Source organism: Pseudomonas sp. COW5 (genome assembly GCF_026240005.1).
Classification (GTDB): Bacteria; Pseudomonadota; Gammaproteobacteria; order Pseudomonadales; family Pseudomonadaceae; genus Aquipseudomonas; species Aquipseudomonas kribbensis.
Map to the genome: position 1 here is coordinate 3,494,865 of NZ_JAPHVP010000001.1, position 15,440 is coordinate 3,510,304.

General features: G+C 59.3%; 16 protein-coding genes and 1 pseudogene. 11 read left to right on the forward strand and 6 right to left on the reverse strand.

Translation table 11 applies throughout. The features are described 5' to 3' along the window. The first annotated feature begins 19 nt into the window (after positions 1-19). Positions 20-1,612: a PAS domain-containing methyl-accepting chemotaxis protein gene (locus tag OQ248_RS16005; RefSeq protein ID WP_265813290.1), complete on the forward strand. Its 1,593-nt coding sequence runs from the start codon at positions 20-22 to the stop codon at positions 1,610-1,612. A 96-nt stretch (positions 1,613-1,708) separates the two neighbouring features. On the opposite strand, the gene OQ248_RS16010 is transcribed toward OQ248_RS16005, so the two are convergent. From OQ248_RS16010 to norR, 5 genes are all read right to left on the reverse strand, one after another. After that, on the reverse strand, positions 1,709-2,458 hold the full coding sequence (locus OQ248_RS16010) for a YkgJ family cysteine cluster protein (protein ID WP_265813291.1): 750 nt from the start codon (positions 2,456-2,458) through the stop codon (positions 1,709-1,711). Positions 2,459-2,545: 87 nt separating this feature from the next. Then, positions 2,546-2,863 carry a hypothetical protein gene (locus tag OQ248_RS16015; protein WP_265813292.1) on the reverse strand — a complete coding sequence of 106 codons (318 nt, stop codon included), beginning with the start codon at positions 2,861-2,863 and terminating at the stop codon, positions 2,546-2,548. Between the two features lie 61 nt (positions 2,864-2,924). Continuing rightward, positions 2,925-3,383 carry a GNAT family N-acetyltransferase gene (locus OQ248_RS16020; RefSeq protein ID WP_119427690.1) on the reverse strand — a complete coding sequence of 153 codons (459 nt, stop codon included), beginning with the start codon at positions 3,381-3,383 and terminating at the stop codon, positions 2,925-2,927. A 27-nt stretch (positions 3,384-3,410) separates the two neighbouring features. Next, positions 3,411-4,313, reverse strand: coding sequence for a chemotaxis protein (locus tag OQ248_RS16025; protein WP_085709366.1), 903 nt, complete (start codon positions 4,311-4,313; stop codon positions 3,411-3,413). A gap of 308 nt (positions 4,314-4,621) precedes the next feature. Further along, on the reverse strand, positions 4,622-6,178 hold the full coding sequence (norR, locus tag OQ248_RS16030) for a nitric oxide reductase transcriptional regulator NorR (protein WP_265813293.1): 1,557 nt from the start codon (positions 6,176-6,178) through the stop codon (positions 4,622-4,624). 163 nt (positions 6,179-6,341) lie between these two features. Between norR and hmpA the strand changes: the two genes are divergently transcribed. The 3 genes from hmpA (at position 6,342) to OQ248_RS16045 (ending at position 8,857) form a co-directional block, all read left to right on the forward strand. Next, positions 6,342-7,523, forward strand: coding sequence for an NO-inducible flavohemoprotein (hmpA, locus tag OQ248_RS16035; protein WP_265813294.1), 1,182 nt, complete (start codon positions 6,342-6,344; stop codon positions 7,521-7,523). Between the two features lie 238 nt (positions 7,524-7,761). Next, positions 7,762-8,322 (forward strand): ester cyclase, encoded by a 561-nt coding sequence (locus tag OQ248_RS16040; RefSeq protein WP_265813295.1) that lies wholly within the window; start codon positions 7,762-7,764, stop codon positions 8,320-8,322. Between the two features lie 25 nt (positions 8,323-8,347). After that, positions 8,348-8,857: a disulfide bond formation protein B gene (locus OQ248_RS16045; RefSeq protein WP_085709370.1), complete on the forward strand. Its 510-nt coding sequence runs from the start codon at positions 8,348-8,350 to the stop codon at positions 8,855-8,857. A 494-nt stretch (positions 8,858-9,351) separates the two neighbouring features. Here OQ248_RS16045 and OQ248_RS29040 read toward each other — a convergent pair. Then, positions 9,352-9,653: pseudogene (locus OQ248_RS29040) on the reverse strand (hypothetical protein). Positions 9,654-9,680: 27 nt separating this feature from the next. Here OQ248_RS29040 and cyoA point away from each other — a divergent pair. The 7 genes from cyoA to OQ248_RS16080 all read left to right on the forward strand — a co-directional run bounded on the left by cyoA (position 9,681) and on the right by OQ248_RS16080 (position 15,301). Then, the gene (gene cyoA / locus OQ248_RS16050; RefSeq protein WP_065261342.1) at positions 9,681-10,622 is read left to right on the forward strand and encodes a ubiquinol oxidase subunit II; all 942 of its coding nucleotides are present in this window, start codon (positions 9,681-9,683) and stop codon (positions 10,620-10,622) included. Positions 10,623-10,625: 3 nt separating this feature from the next. Next, entirely contained in the window at positions 10,626-12,656 is a 2,031-nt protein-coding gene (cyoB, locus tag OQ248_RS16055) for a cytochrome o ubiquinol oxidase subunit I (protein WP_114885397.1), read from the forward strand. Positions 12,657-12,659: 3 nt separating this feature from the next. Further along, positions 12,660-13,286: a cytochrome o ubiquinol oxidase subunit III gene (locus tag OQ248_RS16060; RefSeq protein WP_007956720.1), complete on the forward strand. Its 627-nt coding sequence runs from the start codon at positions 12,660-12,662 to the stop codon at positions 13,284-13,286. Next, complete coding sequence (gene cyoD, locus OQ248_RS16065; protein ID WP_065261339.1) at positions 13,286-13,621, forward strand: cytochrome o ubiquinol oxidase subunit IV; 336 nt, start codon at positions 13,286-13,288, stop codon at positions 13,619-13,621. Before OQ248_RS16060 ends, cyoD begins: the two co-directional genes overlap by 1 nt. A 10-nt stretch (positions 13,622-13,631) precedes the next feature. Continuing rightward, positions 13,632-14,519: a heme o synthase gene (gene cyoE, locus OQ248_RS16070; RefSeq protein ID WP_039765651.1), complete on the forward strand. Its 888-nt coding sequence runs from the start codon at positions 13,632-13,634 to the stop codon at positions 14,517-14,519. Between the two features lie 126 nt (positions 14,520-14,645). Next, complete coding sequence (locus OQ248_RS16075; protein WP_265813297.1) at positions 14,646-14,990, forward strand: toxin; 345 nt, start codon at positions 14,646-14,648, stop codon at positions 14,988-14,990. Further along, positions 14,987-15,301: a helix-turn-helix domain-containing protein gene (locus OQ248_RS16080; RefSeq protein WP_007956715.1), complete on the forward strand. Its 315-nt coding sequence runs from the start codon at positions 14,987-14,989 to the stop codon at positions 15,299-15,301. The genes OQ248_RS16075 and OQ248_RS16080 overlap by 4 nt, the downstream gene beginning before the upstream one ends. Positions 15,302-15,440 lie beyond the last annotated feature (139 nt).

Here is a 15,440-nt window from a genome sequence, read left to right on the forward strand (position 1 = left end):
TAAAACGAGCGCGCTTTCCATGAAGATCAATCTCCCGGTGACCGAGCGCAATGTCGATGTTGCGCCGGATGCGAACATTCTCTCGACCACCGATCTGACCAGCGCGATCACCTACGCCAACGACGACTTCATCAAGATCAGCGGTTACAGCCGTGACGAGCTGCTGGGTACGCCGCATAACCTGTTGCGTCATCCGGACATGCCGGCGCAGGCGTTTGCCCATATGTGGCAGACGCTCAAGCGCGGGCGATCGTGGATGGGGCTGGTGAAGAATCGTTGCAAGAACGGTGATCACTACTGGGTCAGTGCCTATGTCACGCCGGTCACGCAGAACGGTGCGGCGGTGGAGTTTCAGTCGGTACGCACGCGGCCGGATGCGCGGCAGATCGCGGCGGCGGAACGGGCCTACGCGCAGTTGCGTGGCGAGCGGGTGCCGCGTTGGCAGCGGCTGCCGGTGTCGGGCTTGCGGGCACGGATCATGGCGTTGACCAGTTCGGTGCTGGCGGTAGTGCTGGGGATTGAAGCCTGGTTGCGGCCGGAGTCCATGGGCATCGAAGCCGCTGCGCTGGTGGCTGGCAGCGGCGCCTGTGCTCTGGGCGTGAGCTGGTTGTTGCGTCCGCTGGAGCGGCTGACCGAACGCGCGAAACAGATTGCCGACAACCCGTTGAGTCAGGGCATTTATACCGGGCGGCGGGATCAGTTCGGGCAGATCGAGTTTGCCTTGCAGATGCTCGAGGCCCAGGTCGGCGCGGTGGTCGGGCGGATCGGCGATGCCTCGCAACGGCTGGCCGGGCATGCGGCGCAACTGGTGGATCATCTGCACAGCAGTCATACCAGCACGTTGGCGCAGCAGGCGGAAACTGATCAGGTGGCGGCGGCGATTCATCAGATGGCGGCCAGTGTCGCCGAGGTGGCCAGCCATGCGCAGCAGGCGTCGGTGGCGGCCGATATGGCGGGGACGGAAACCCGAGAAGGTCATCTGCTGGTTGGCGAGAGTCGCAGCGCGGTGTTGCGGCTGGCTGAGGAGTTGGGCCGGGCGACCGAGGTGATTCATCAGCTCGAAGGCCACAGCAGCGAGATTTCCGGGGTGCTGGAGGTGATCCGCAGCATCGCCGAGCAGACGAATCTGCTGGCGCTCAACGCCGCGATCGAAGCGGCGCGGGCCGGGGATGCCGGACGCGGGTTTGCGGTGGTGGCCGATGAGGTGCGGGGTCTGGCCCAGCGCACCCAGCAGTCGACCAACGAGATTCAGCGGATGATCAGCACTCTGCAAAATGGTGCACGGGATGCGGTGCTGGTGATGCAGCAGAGCAGCGAGCATGTGGATAACAGCGTCGAACAGGCGCAACGCGCGGCCCGGGCGCTGGACGGGATCAGCGGGCGCGTCGAACAGATCACCGAGATGAGCCTGCAGATTGCCGCCGCAGTCGAGGAGCAGAGCGCGGTGAGCGAGGACATCAACCGCAACATCGTCAGTATTCGCACGGCGTGTGAACTGACGGTGGATGAAGGGCGCCAGAGCCAGCTCAACTCACAGGATGTGGCGGGGCTGGCGGGGGATTTGCGTTCGCTGGCGCGGGAGTTCTGGGGGCGGCGGCAGGTTCGGGATTGAGGCTGCTTTCTCCGGCCCAATCGCTAGCAGGCTAGCTCCCACATTTGAAATGCGTTTCCCTGTGGGAGCTAGCCTGCTAGCGATTGGGCCATCAAATCAAGCCGCTCTTAATGAAATGAACGCGTAAGTCTGCGGCGGTTCGGTCACCACCTGTGCCCCGGCCGCCAGCACTTGTCCGGCGACATCATCACCGGAGAGGTGAAACAGCCATTCGCTGGAAACTTCGCTCAATGGCTGCGCCGTGACCTGATCGATCACCGAGGAAAACGCGCCCATGTCCGGCAGGTATGCAGTAAAACCGTCGCCTTTTAGCGCGGTGGTGCGGATGCCGAGCAAGCCGCAAATCGCATCCTTGATCCGGATGTCGTCGCGATCGGCCTGACGGGAGCGCTGGATCAATGTCACCAGTTCCTGATCCACCAGTTCGCCACCGACGATCAGCTCCGGTCCCTGTTCCCACGATTCCGGCGGGCAGTCCTTGGCGGCAGGGTTCAGCGCAATATGCGGATTGATTTCGGCAGGATAGATGCGGCACACCAGCGGCCGGCGCTCGTAGATGCGGCACAGCTTGTCTTCGTCAAGATTCCGGCAGGGGCCGACGTTGTAGGCGGCGAAGGTGATCGCCACATGAGCGTCGGACGTTCCGCTGCGCACCACCGCCGAACGACGCTGCGCATGCTCACGCTGTTGCGCCGGCAAACCCAGGCCGTTGGCGAGAAAGGCCTCCACCAGCACGATCACCTGACCGCCGTCGGCCGCCCACATGCGGGCTTCGGCCAGGGTCAGGGGTACATGGTGATCGGTGCAGCATTTGCCGCAACCTACGCAGGAAAAGGTCGTATTCATTGGGCGGGCAATCTTCAATCAGGGTTTGAGTCGGCGACATAAAGCCGCCGTACATGCCCGGAGTGAAGCAAGTTGTGCGCCATTCGCTCAGGGTTTGGCGGTCGGGCGGATCGAGTCCCATTCGGTGACGTACGCGGTTTTCGACTTCTTGTTGTACAGGCACAGCTCGGTGCCTTGCTGGCCCTTCATGTGTTTTTGCGGGTACTGGCCTTGCAGCAACAGCGCGGTGTAGCCGACGCGGTCATCGAATTGCGCGGTGTTGCCGACCGGTTTGGCGTCTTTCAGGCCGCTGGCCTTGGTGCAACTGGCGAGCACGGTTTTGTCGTAGGCGGCCCAGGCGTCGGGGCTGGAAGCGTGGGCAAACGGGGCGATGAGACAAAGTATGGAGAGGGCGAGGCGTTTCATGGTTCGGGCATCCTTGGAGGTTGATCGCCAGGGTTTGAGTATGCCGCAGGATTTTAGTTTGTCAGTCCGGCACCAATTCCCGGCGGACCGCATACATTCCAGACTTTTCGTACAGCCGTCGCGCCCGCAAGTTGTCCTCCAGCACCTTCAGATCGACAAAGCCCTCGCGCCGATCCTGAAAAGCCTTGAACGCATGCAGAAGTAACGCCCGACCGAGTCCGCGACCTTGCGCCCGGGGATGCACCACCAGATTCTTGATATAGGAACTGGTCCAGCATTGCGCCACACCGATGACGCCGTCGGCATCGCTGGCGATGAAACACAGCGCCGGATCGTATTCGGCGTCCGTTTCATATTGTTGCTGCCAGACGTCCAGTGCCGGCACCCGCCCGCCGCCTTCGCGGTAACCGATTTGCATCAGTTCATGCACGGCGGCCGCCCGTTCAACGCTGTAGGTGGTGAGTTCGATGCCGTTCGGCCACTCGATGGCCGGCACGTCCTGGCTCAGGTCGCGCCGCATCAGAAAGCAGAATGTCTCGCTCAAGGCTCAGTAACCCTGGGCGGCGACGTGTTTGGCCGCTTCGATCAGGCAGTGGGTCAGCTCCGGCGAGGAGAACTTGGTCAACACGCCGTTGGCGCCGGCGAGGCGGGCCTTCTCGCTGTTCATCGCGCTGTCCAGCGACGTGTGCAGCAGCACGTAGAGGTGAGCGAAGTCCGGGGTTTCGCGCAGGGTTCGGGTGAAGGCGTAGCCGTCCATCTCGGACATTTCGATGTCGGAGACGATCAGGTTGATCTGCTGCGCGGTGCCTTGCAGGTCCAGCAGGCAGTCGATGGCTTCCTTGGCGCTGCGGGCGGTGTGGCATTGCAGGCCGAGGTTGCGCAGGGTGTGAACCGATTGCTGCAACGCCACCTGGCTGTCGTCGACCACCAGGATCCGCGCGTTGCCCAACACTTCGGCGTCTTCCATGCTCAGCTCGGTCGGGGCCATGTCGATCTGCGCCGGGGCGATACCATGAATGACTTTTTCGATGTCCAGCACTTGCACCAGCGTACCGTCCACCGAGGTTACGCCGGTGATGTAGGCGCGGGAGCCGCCGGAGCCGAACGGCGGCGGTTTGATGTCGGTGGTCAGGCAATGCACGATTTTGCTCACCGCCTGCACATGCAGGCCCTGTTTCGAACGGCTGACGTCGGTGACGATCAGGCAGCCGCCGTTCGGGTCCTCCAGCGGGCGCTCTCCGATGGCGCGGCTCAGGTCGATCACCGACAGCGAAGCGCCGCGCAGGGTGGCGATGCCTTTGACGTGCGGGTGCGACTCCGGCAGCTTGGTCAGCGGCGGGCAGGGGATGATTTCACTGACCTTCAGCAGGTTGATCGCCATCAGCTTGCCGCTGCGCAAGGTAAACAGCAGAAGCGAAAGTGAATCTGCGCGGGCTTTGTTGGAAGACATAAAAACCTTCTGTGGAAAAAGGTGGTGGGCGAGGGTGGAAATCGCCAGAAACTATTGATGCCGGGTTATCGGCGTCAAAAGGTTGGGCTTTAGGTTAGTTGTCGGGTGGCGTCGAGATCCAGAGCCCCTCACCCCAGCCCTCTCCCGGAGGGAGAGGGGGCCGACCGAGGTGTCTTGCGTCTTACATCGACCTGACCCACTGAGTCGATTATGGATTCAGTAAAGATCGTTCACGTCGGCGGACTTCTGCAATATTCCCCAATCAGTCCCCTCTCCCACTGGGAGAGGGCTAGGGTGAGGGTGTGCTTTTAGCCCTTCATCCCCAACCGCTTGGCCAGCCGCCCCAGGTTCGCCCGGTCCAGCCCCAGTTCGCGGGCGGCGCTGGCCCAGTTGTCCTGATTGTGCTCGAGTGCTGAAGTGATCAACTGCCGCTGATATTGCTCGGTGGCTGCGCGCAGATCTCCGAAAATCAATGGCATCGCAACGACAGCACTGGCCGGTGACGGCGAGTTATCCACAACCTCGCGCGGCAGATCGAGATCCATCGCGCTCAAGCTGAGAATCTTGGGCCGCACCTTGCAGTTGCCCAGTGCCTTTAGCGCGCTGCGCCCGATCAGGTGTTCCAGTTCCCGCACGTTGCCCGGCCAGGTGTAGGCCAGCAGCGCTTCCTGGGCATCGCTGCTCAGGCGCAGGCTGTTGAGGCCCATGCGCGAGCGATTCTGCTCCAGAAAATAGCCGCTGAGCAGCAACACATCGCGACCCCGTTCACGCAGCGCCGGCACCTGCAACGGGTACACACTCAGGCGATGGTAGAAGTCGGCGCGGTAGCGGCCGCTGCGCACTTCTTCGGCCAGATCGCGGTTGGTTGCGGCGATCAGGCGCACATCGACCTGATGCTCCTTGTCCGACCCCAGACGCTGCAACTGGCCGCTCTGCAAAACCCGCAACAACTTGGCCTGGACGGTCAGCGACAACTCGCCGACCTCATCGAGAAACAGCGTGCCGCCGTTGGCCAGTTCGAACTTGCCGCGCCGGTCGCTGGTGGCACCGGTGAAAGCACCGCGTACGTGGCCGAACAGTTCGCTTTCCACCAGCGTATCCGGCAGGGCCGCGCAGTTGAGGCTGATGATCGGTTTGTCGGCGCGCTGGGAGGCGGCATGGATCGCCTGGGCCACCAGTTCCTTGCCGACCCCGGTTTCCCCGGTGATCAGCACGGTCAGGTCGCTTCCGCCCACCAGATTGATTTCTTCCACCAGCCGTTTGTGGGCCTTGCTCTGGCCGATCATTTCGCGGTTCTGCTGGCCGCTGGCCTGGCGATAGACCTCGGCGCGCTGGTGTTCGTCCTCGGCGCGAGTCGCCAGACGTTCGATGCGTTCGGCGGCGTTGACCGTGGCCGAGGCGAGGCTGGCGAAGGCTTGCAGCGCGTCGAGTTCGATGGGTTCGAAACGCTCGGGATCAAGGGCGTCCAGGGTAATCAGGCCCCAGAGTTTTTCATCGACGAACAGCGGGCAACCGAGGCAGTCGTGGACTTCGAGGTGATCGTCGAGGCCGTCGACCAATCCGTCATAAGGATCGGGCAGATCGCTGTCGGCGGCGAAACGGGTCGGCCCTTCGCCGGCCAGCAGCACTTCAAAGCGCGGATGTTCGCTGACCTTGAAGCGGCGACCGAGGGTATCGGTGCTCAAACCGTCGACAGCCAGCGGCACCAGCCATTCACCGTCGAGGCGCAACAGGGCGGCGGCGTCGCAGGGAAGCAGGGCGCGCATGGCTTCGAGCAGTCGTCGGTAGCGTTCGCCTTCAGGCAATTCGCGGGACAGGTCGGAAACCAGCGGGAGCAGGGCGGTAAGCAGTGATTTGGCGGACATAGGCTTGTAGTCAAAGAGACGCGTTGTAGTCGAAGCGACTATAGAGGTGCTTGTGTCGATCTGACTACATAAATTTCAACTTATTGATTTATATAGAAAAAATACTTGGCACGATTACTGGAATACATAAGGCACTTTTAGAGAAAGCTCAGGAGTCACCCTTATGCTTAGCGTCCAGGATCGTGCCATCGTCAAATCCACTGTGCCTCTGCTGGAAAGCGGCGGTGAAGCGCTGATCACCCACTTCTACCGCATGATGCTCTCCGAGTACCCGGAAGTCCGCCCGCTGTTCAACCAGGCTCACCAGGCCAGCGGTGACCAGCCTCGCGCGCTGGCCAACGGTGTATTGATGTACGCCCGTCACATCGATCAACTCGACCAGTTGGGCGATCTGGTGGCGAAGATCATCAACAAACACGTGGCGTTGCAGATTCTGCCGGAGCACTACCCGATCGTCGGCACCTGCCTGCTGCGCGCCATTTCCGAAGTGCTGGGCGATGAAATTGCCACGCCGGAAGTGATGAGTGCCTGGGGTGCCGCTTATGGCCAGTTGGCCGAGATCCTGATCGGTGCCGAAACCGCGATCTATGACCAGAAGGAACAGGCCGTCGGCGGCTGGCGCGGGGCGCGGGAGTTCATCGTCGCGGCCAAGGTCGAGGAGAGCGCGGAAATCATTTCGTTCTACTTCGAGCCGGCGGACAAAGGCCCGATTCTCGCGGCCGAGCCAGGTCAGTACATCGGCATGAAGCTGATCCTCGATGGCGAAGAAATCCGCCGCAATTACTCGCTCTCGGCCCTGGCCAACAAAGGTCAGTACCGCATCAGCGTCAAGCGCGAACCGGGTGGCCGCGCCTCCAATCACTTGCACGATCAATTGCACGTCGGCGCCAGCATCCAGCTGTTTCCGCCATCGGGCGAGTTCACCCTGACTGCCAGCGACAAACCGCTGGTGCTGATCAGTGGCGGTGTGGGCATCACGCCAACCCTGGCGATGCTGGAAGCGGCGCTGGAAACCGAGCGTCCGGTGCATTTCATTCACTGCGCGCGCAATGGCAGCGTGCATGCGTTCCGTGACTGGATCGATGGTCTGGCCGAGCGCCATCCGCAGCTCAAGCGCTTCTATTGCTACGCCGAAGATGACGGCGTGAGCCCGGCGGCGGACAAGGTCGGGCTGTTGAGCCAGGAACAACTGGGCGAGTGGCTGCCGGCGCAGCGTGATGTTGACGCCTACTTCCTCGGGCCGAAAGGCTTCATGGGGGCGATCAAGCGTCATCTGAAGGCGCTGGGTGTGCCGGAGAAGCAGAGCCGGTATGAGTTCTTCGGGCCGGCGGCGGCTCTGGAATAAGCCTTAAGACCGAGTCGTCTGTATCGCGGGCAAGCCCGCTCCCACAGGGGTTGGTGTCGTTCACAGATTGTGTATACGACGCCAATCCCTGTGGGAGCTGGCTTGCCAGCGATTGGCCGTTACACGGTCCTGATTCTTAAATTCTGTTTAAAGGTTAATCGTTTCTTAACCGGTTTATCGTTTATTCCCCGATGCTGATGATAGGCGCTCGTTCGTTTACATGATCAGGATCGCCCCCATGTCGCACATCGCCTCTTCCCGTCGTTTCAGCCTGGCCGCGTTGGGCCTGTCGGTTGCCTTGCTGTCCAGTCCGTTTGCCTTTGCCGAATCCGCGTTGATCCAGCCGCAGACCCTGATCGTCGATCAGAGCCTGCCCCAGGCCCAGCGTGATGCAATGGAACTGGCGGCGCGGCGTTACGGCAGTTTCTGGAACACGGGCGAAGAGGCGCTGGCCACGGCGGCCCTGTCGCCGCAGTTTGTCGACAAGACTCCGCCGGAAGGCCGGGTGCAAGGGCCGACCGGGCCGCTGCTGGCGTCGAAGTTCTTTCGCACGGCGGTGCCGGACCTGAGCTGCGAGATCGAGCAAATGATCGTCGCCGGTGATCGCGTGGTGGTGCATCTGCACTTTCGCGGGCAATTCACCGGTACGTTCAAGGCTCTCAAAGGGCAGGGCCAGCGTGTAGACTTCCGGGCAACCGATATCTATCAGATCGACAACGGTCGCATTGCGGCCAATTGGCATATCGAAGACAACATCAGCCTGATGGCGCAACTGCAAGCGCAGCCGCCGGCCAGCTGAACCATGGACATGAAAGGGAAACGCGATGAGCGAGGAAACGATTCGATTGGGACGTGAACGGCGCTATCTGGTGTTGCTGGGCGTCATCTGCCTGGCGCTGATCGGTGGCGCGCTGTACATGCAGATCGTGCTGGGCGAGGCGCCATGCCCGCTGTGCATCCTGCAGCGTTACGCACTGCTGCTGATCGCGCTGTTCGCGTTCATCGGCGCGGCCATGCGCACCCGCCGCAGCATCACCGTGTTCGAGGTGCTGGTGGTGATTTGCGCGATTGCCGGAGCCGGCGTCGCCGGGCATCACGTGTACACCCAGTTCTACCCGGCGGTGAGTTGCGGCATCGATGTGCTGCAACCGATCGTCGATGACCTGCCGCTGGCGAAGATCTTCCCGCTGGGCTTCCAGGTCGACGGTTTCTGCTCGACGCCGTACCCGCCGATCCTCGGTCTGTCGCTGGCGCAATGGGCACTGGTGGCCTTCGTGCTGGTGGTGATCCTGGTGCCGCTGCTGACCTCGCGCAACCGAAAAGCATTGCGCTGAATCAACTTTTCGGCCCCTGCGCCGATAACACAAACGCCTCGATTTGCAGTGACGCAAATCGGGGCGTTTTGCATTTCAGGGTCTTTGTGAAAACGTCGTGACGAACGGCAAGGGACGGTGCGACAGGTGTGCGACATGTTGTCACACACGCCATGTCGCAGTGGCTTTCGCAGGCCCGGATTGGAGTGTTGTTACAAAAAAGGATTGGTCTGTTTCAGGGTTTTTCGGCTTTGGGACGCTGGTGCCGGAACAGGCAGTTTTAACAACCTGTGGCAATTGGCCAAAGCCCTTGGGTTATCGGGGTTTAAGCGCTTCACGGTGTCGGAAAAAGTCTTCGGAACTGTCTGATCCGAGCCAGGTACACCTACATTTTTTGGTGTTTTTGTTGAGAATCGATTTCGATAACATGCGGAACTTTTGCAAAAACGGTGATGGATTGTTGCTCTGAGCGATAAAAATTATTTCGGGATAAGACATGGTGTATAGGGCGCTACCTATCTACAATCGCCCGCACTGAATTCCCGGCACTGTTCAGCCTTTATAAGGAACTGAGCAGGAAGTCGGGTGTCGAGGGGCCGAAAGGCTTGCGAGACACCCAGGTGTCGGTGCCTTCCAACTTTCCGCACCAAATGGAATTGGTCTTTAACAAGGCCTTTGACCACGAATTCGAATAAGAACTGACCGCTGTCCCAGGATTTGTCGAGCGTCTGACGCGCGACGGGCGGCCCTTATTCAATCCAAAGAAAATGCCAACCCTTGGCAGGGTGAAGTGTTGGCGATCAAAACCCAACTGCATTGCGCAAGCTGCTTTAGAGGTCGTGAGATGAGTAAAAACAGGTACCCCAGATTACTAGGCCTAGTGCCGCTGCTCGGCACGTTGTTGCTGGGAGGCTGCAACATGACCTTGCTCAATCCAACGGGCCAGGTCGGCCTGGAACAGCGCAACCTGATCATCACCGCTACGCTGCTGATGCTGTTGGTTGTTGTGCCGGTCATCGTCATGACCTTCCTGTTCGCCTGGAAGTACCGCGCCTCCAACAAGAACGCCGTCTACACCCCGAAATGGTCGCACTCGACCAAGATCGAAGTGGCAGTCTGGACCATTCCGGTCCTGATCATCATTGCCCTGGGTTACATCACCTACAAGTCGACCCACTCGCTGGATCCGTATCGTCCGATCGAGTCCGACGTCAAGCCAGTGACCATCGAAGTGGTCGCGCTGGACTGGAAGTGGCTGTTCATCTACCCGGAACAAGGCATCGCCACGGTCAACAAGATCGTGTTCCCGGCGCACACGCCAGTTAACTTCCGGATCACTTCGGACGCGGTGATGAACTCGTTCTTCATCCCGGGCCTGGGCGGCCAGATCTACGCGATGGCGGGCATGACTACCAAGCTGCACCTGATCGCTGACCGCAACGCTGAAATGGACGGTATCTCCGCCAACTACAGCGGCGCTGGTTTCACCGGTATGAAATTCAAAGCGATCGCAACTTCTCAGGAAGATTTCGACGCCTGGGTAAGTGAAGTCAAAAAGGCACCTAAACAGCTTGAACAAGCTGAATACGCAGCCCTTGCCAAGCCAAGCCAGAACAATCCAGTCGAGCTCTACTCCTCGGTCACGCCGAACCTGTTCCAGACCATCGTCGACAAGTACGAAGGCATGAAACCGGGCAAGCCGCTGAAGCACGAGAAGAAAGAGAAAGAAGTGGCGGCAACGGATATGGACTCGAATTCGCATTCAGCTGCCGGGGCAGAGGAGTAAACGATGTTTGGTAAATTAAGTTGGGAAGCGATCCCTTTCCACGAGCCGATCGTGATGGTCACCATCTCGATGATCGCGCTCGGTGGTCTGGCGTTGTTCGCTGCAATCACCTACTTCAAGAAGTGGACTTACTTGTGGACCGAGTGGCTGACGTCGGTCGACCACAAGAAAATCGGCGTGATGTACATCATCGTTGCCATGGTCATGCTGCTGCGTGGCTTTGCCGACGCCATCATGATGCGTACCCAGCTGGCCATGGCCACCGAGGGTTCGCCTGGCTACCTGCCACCTGAACACTATGACCAGATCTTCACCGCTCACGGTGTGATCATGATCATCTTCATGGCGATGCCATTCTTCACCGGCCTGATGAACCTTGCAGTGCCGCTGCAGATCGGCGCCCGTGACGTTGCGTTCCCGTTCCTGAACTCCCTGAGCTTCTGGCTGCTGGTGTCCGGCGTCGTGCTGATCAACCTGTCCCTGGGCGTCGGCGAATTCGCCAAGACCGGCTGGGTAGCGTATCCACCGTTGTCGGGTCTGCAATACAGCCCTGGCGTGGGGATGGACTACTACATCTGGGCGCTACAGCTATCGGGTCTGGGTACAACGTTAACCGGGGTTAACTTCCTCGCGACCGTGCTGAAAATGCGTACCCCTGGCATGAAACTGATGGACATGCCGATCTTCACCTGGACCTGCACCTGGGCAAACGTTCTGATCGTGGCTTCGTTCCCGATCCTGACCGCTACCCTGGCACTGCTGACTCTTGACCGTTACATGGATTTCCACATTTTCACCAATGAACTTGGTGGCAATCCAATGATGTACGTCAACCTGTTCTGGGCATGGGGCCACCCTGAGGTTTACATCCTGATCCTGCCGGCCTTCGGCATCTTCTCGGAAGTGATCTCGGCCTTCACCGGCAAGAAACTGTTCGGCCACCACTCGATGATCTACGCTTCGGGCGCGATCTCGGTACTGGGCTTCATGGTTTGGCTGCACCACTTCTTCACCATGGGTTCGGGTGCCAGCGTCAACGCCTTCTTCGGTCTGGCGACGATGCTGATTTCCATCCCGACGGGTGTGAAACTGTTCAACTGGCTGTTCACCATCTACCAGGGCCGTCTGCGCTTCACCAGCCAGGTTCTGTGGACCCTGGGCTTCATGGTGACCTTCGCCATCGGCGGCATGACCGGCGTACTGCTGGCCATCCCGGGTGCTGACTTCGTTCTGCACAACAGCCTGTTCGTGATCGCGCACTTCCACAACGTGATCATCGGCGGCGCGGTATTCGGCTACATCGCAGGCTTCGGCTTCTACTTCCCGAAAGCGTTCGGCTTCAAGCTGCACGAAGGCTGGGGTAAAGCAGCGTTCTGGTTCTGGATCTCGGGCTTCTTCGTCGCGTTCATGCCGCTCTATGCACTGGGCTTCATGGGCATGACCCGTCGTCTGAACGCCACCACCAACCCTGAGTGGGTACCGTACCTGTACGTTGCCATGTTCGGTGCGGTGATGATCGCTGTCGGTATCGCTTGCCAGCTGATCCAGCTGTACGTTTCGGTACGTGACCGCAACAAGCCGGAAAACATGTGCGAACACGGTGACCCGTGGAATGCCCATACCCTGGAATGGTCGACCTCGTCGCCACCTCCGTTCTACAACTTCGCTGTGCTGCCTAAGGCTGACTGCATCGACCCGTTCACCGAAGCCAAGGAAAACGGTACTGCGTACCAGACTCCGGCCAAGTACGAGCCGATCCACATGCCGAACAACACCGCCACTGGCGTGGTGATGGGCGCACTGCTGACCGTATTCGGTTTCGCGATGATCTGGCACATCTGGTGGTTGGCGATCGCCAGCCTGGCCGGCACTGTCATCTACTTCGTGATCCACGCTGCACGTGACGACCAGGGCTACATGGTTCCGGTTGAAACGATCGAGCGCATCGAAGCCGAGCAGCACAAGCGTCTGGTAGCGGCCGGGAAGATCCCTGCTTCCGCGACCCGTGTTGAAACCAAGTTGGAACAGGCTTAAACAATGTCGAACTTAGTGACCAATGCTGGACACGCCCATGGCCACGACCATGGGCACGATGACCATCACCACGACTCGGGCGAGATGACCGTATACGGTTTCTGGCTCTACCTGATGACCGACTGCATTCTGTTTGCGTCGATCTTCGCGGTGTACGCGGTACTGGTAAACAACGTCGCCGGTGGCCCGTCGGGCCACGACATCTTCGAACTGCCATACGTGCTGGGCGAAACCGCTCTGCTGTTGTTCAGTTCGATCACCTACGGCTTCGCCATGCTGGCGTTGTACAAAGGTAAAAAGCAGCAGGTTCTGGGCTGGTTGTTCATGACCTTCCTGCTCGGCGCAGGCTTCATCGCCATGGAGATCAACGAGTTCCACCTGCTGATCTCCGAGGGCTTCGGTCCTAGCCGTTCGGGCTTCCTGTCGGCGTTCTTCACCCTGGTCGGTACCCACGGTCTGCACGTATCCGCGGGTCTGATCTGGATGGGCATCATGATGTACCAGGTCAACAAGCACGGCCTGACGGCGACCAACAAGACCCGTCTGAGCTGCCTGAGCCTGTTCTGGCACTTCCTGGACGTGGTGTGGATCTGCGTATTCACCGTTGTTTACCTGATGGGGACCCTGTAATGGCTAATGCACACTCCCATGACAGCCATGATGCTGGCCACGGCAGCGTAAAGTCGTACGCCATCGGCTTCATCCTGTCGGTGATCCTGACCGTGATCCCGTTCGGCCTGGTGATGTTCCCGACCCTGCCGAAGTCCACCACGCTGGCAATCGTCCTGCTGTTCGCGGTAATCCAGGTGATCGTTCACCTGTATTACTTCCTGCACCTGGACCGCTCCGTGGCCCAGCGTAACAACGTGATCGCGTTCGTCTTTACGGCCATCGTGATCCTGCTGCTGGTCGGCCTGTCGCTGTGGATCATGTTCAGCATCCACACGTTCATGATGGCGAAGTGAGGTAGACCCGATGTCGCTCAAGCACTTTATCCAAATCACCAAACCGGGGATCATTTTCGGTAACGTGCTTTCTGTGGCAGGCGGGTTCTTCCTGGCCTCGAAAGGGCATGTGGATCTGGCGGTGTTCCTGGCCGCCATGATCGGCACTTCCCTGGTCGTGGCCTCCGGTTGCGTGTTCAACAACTGCATCGACCGCGACATCGACCTGAAGATGGAACGCACCAAAAACCGGGTGCTGGTCCAGGGCCTTATCTCCCTGAAACTGGCCCTGGTCTATGCGACCGTCCTGGGTGTCGCCGGCGTTGCGTTGCTGTACAAGGTGGCCAACCCGTTGGCTGCCCTGTTCGCCGTGATCGGCTTCATCATCTACGTCGGCTTCTACAGCCTGTACCTCAAGCGCAAGTCGGTTCACGGCACGCTGGTGGGCAGTCTGTCGGGCGCCATGCCGCCGGTGATCGGTTACGTGGCCGTGACCAACAGCTTTGACATGGCAGCGCTGACCCTGCTGGTGATGTTCAGCTTGTGGCAGATGCCGCATTCCTACGCCATCGCGATCTTCCGCTTCAACGATTACCTGGCCGCATCGATTCCGGTGCTGCCAGTGAAGCGCGGAATCCAGGTGGCCAAGAAGCACATCCTGTTCTACATCCTGGCGTTCCTCGTGGCGACCCTGATGCTGACCTTCAGCGGCTACGCCGGCATGAGCTACCTCGCCGTCGCCGCGGCCATGGGCATGTACTGGCTGTACATGGCCTGGACCGGCTACAAGGCGGTGGATGACACGGTCTGGGCACGCAAGCTGTTCGTGTTCTCGATCTTCACCATCACCGCGTTGAGCGTCATGATGTCCCTGGACTTCAAGGTGCCGACCGAGCTGCTGCTGACGTACGCGCCGTAAGGTTCGAACGTTGTACGAAAAACCCCGTTCATCGAGAGATGAGCGGGGTTTTTTGTTGAGGATTGTTTATCCGAAGAGAAAGGTGTTTATTGTTCGTCTATAGGCAATTTGCTTATAGTTTTTTGTATGAGAACAATATTCTTTGAAACCACACTGTTCACCGCAAACCTGGGTCATTACCTCACGGACGACGAATATCGTGAGCTACAGACCTACATGCAGAGCAATCCGCATGCGGGCGATGTCATGCCTCGAACCGGTGGCTTCCGAAAACTGCGTTGGGCGGATGCTCATCGTGGCAAAGGCAGACGAGGCGGCTTGCGAGTTATCTATTATTGGCTTATGAATGATGGCCAGTTTTGGATGTTTGCGATTTATGACAAAGATGAGCTTGAGAATTTGACCGCCGATCAAGAGAGGGCGCTCAAGGGAGCCATAGAAAAAGAGTTGAAAACACGAGGTACCCCATGAAAAAACGCGACCTGTTTGCAGAATTAATGCAGGGCGTTGATGAGATGGCGGCTCAACGCGAAGGAAAAATCACGCTACGTAATACGACGCTTGAGGACAAACCAGCTCCCGAAGTCGGTGCTCAGGAAATCGTAGCGCTACGGGAAAAACTGCACATGTCACAGGCCGTTTTTGCCAGAAGAATCAGGACAAGTCCAAGCACCCTTAGAAACTGGGAGCAGGAGAAATCAAAGCCCAACGCTCAGGCTGCCTTGCTGATCCGTTTGGTGGAAAAATTCCCTGATATGGTCGAGCGATTGAGCGCTGTTTAAAGTCGTTTCCAAGTCTGCGTAAAGCCCTGCACGTTTAATGTCGTGCGGGGCTTTTTTGTACAAGCACCCACAGGTTGCGGTGTTTCGGCAAAAGCCCTAGATTTGGATCCAACCCTGTCAGTTATGGCGCCATGCACTG

What these genes read in the sequence shown, in the direction of transcription:
- OQ248_RS16075 (WP_265813297.1), top strand. Translation starts at nt 14,646, where the DNA reads ATGAGAACAATATTCTTTGAAACCACACTGTTCACCGCAAACCTGGGT.
- OQ248_RS16045 (WP_085709370.1), top strand. Translation starts at nt 8,348, where the DNA reads ATGAGCGAGGAAACGATTCGATTGGGACGTGAACGGCGCTATCTGGTG.
- OQ248_RS16015 (WP_265813292.1), bottom strand. Translation starts at nt 2,863, where the DNA reads ATGAAACGCCTCGCCCTCTCCATACTTTGTCTCATCGCCCCGTTTGCC.
- cyoD (WP_065261339.1), top strand. Translation starts at nt 13,286, where the DNA reads ATGGCTAATGCACACTCCCATGACAGCCATGATGCTGGCCACGGCAGC.
- OQ248_RS16040 (WP_265813295.1), top strand. Translation starts at nt 7,762, where the DNA reads ATGTCGCACATCGCCTCTTCCCGTCGTTTCAGCCTGGCCGCGTTGGGC.
- OQ248_RS16010 (WP_265813291.1), bottom strand. Translation starts at nt 2,458, where the DNA reads ATGAATACGACCTTTTCCTGCGTAGGTTGCGGCAAATGCTGCACCGAT.
- cyoE (WP_039765651.1), top strand. Translation starts at nt 13,632, where the DNA reads ATGTCGCTCAAGCACTTTATCCAAATCACCAAACCGGGGATCATTTTC.
- cyoA (WP_065261342.1), top strand. Translation starts at nt 9,681, where the DNA reads ATGAGTAAAAACAGGTACCCCAGATTACTAGGCCTAGTGCCGCTGCTC.
- OQ248_RS16060 (WP_007956720.1), top strand. Translation starts at nt 12,660, where the DNA reads ATGTCGAACTTAGTGACCAATGCTGGACACGCCCATGGCCACGACCAT.
- OQ248_RS16080 (WP_007956715.1), top strand. Translation starts at nt 14,987, where the DNA reads ATGAAAAAACGCGACCTGTTTGCAGAATTAATGCAGGGCGTTGATGAG.
- OQ248_RS16025 (WP_085709366.1), bottom strand. Translation starts at nt 4,313, where the DNA reads ATGTCTTCCAACAAAGCCCGCGCAGATTCACTTTCGCTTCTGCTGTTT.
- hmpA (WP_265813294.1), top strand. Translation starts at nt 6,342, where the DNA reads ATGCTTAGCGTCCAGGATCGTGCCATCGTCAAATCCACTGTGCCTCTG.
- OQ248_RS16020 (WP_119427690.1), bottom strand. Translation starts at nt 3,383, where the DNA reads ATGCGGCGCGACCTGAGCCAGGACGTGCCGGCCATCGAGTGGCCGAAC.
- norR (WP_265813293.1), bottom strand. Translation starts at nt 6,178, where the DNA reads ATGTCCGCCAAATCACTGCTTACCGCCCTGCTCCCGCTGGTTTCCGAC.
- OQ248_RS16005 (WP_265813290.1), top strand. Translation starts at nt 20, where the DNA reads ATGAAGATCAATCTCCCGGTGACCGAGCGCAATGTCGATGTTGCGCCG.
- cyoB (WP_114885397.1), top strand. Translation starts at nt 10,626, where the DNA reads ATGTTTGGTAAATTAAGTTGGGAAGCGATCCCTTTCCACGAGCCGATC.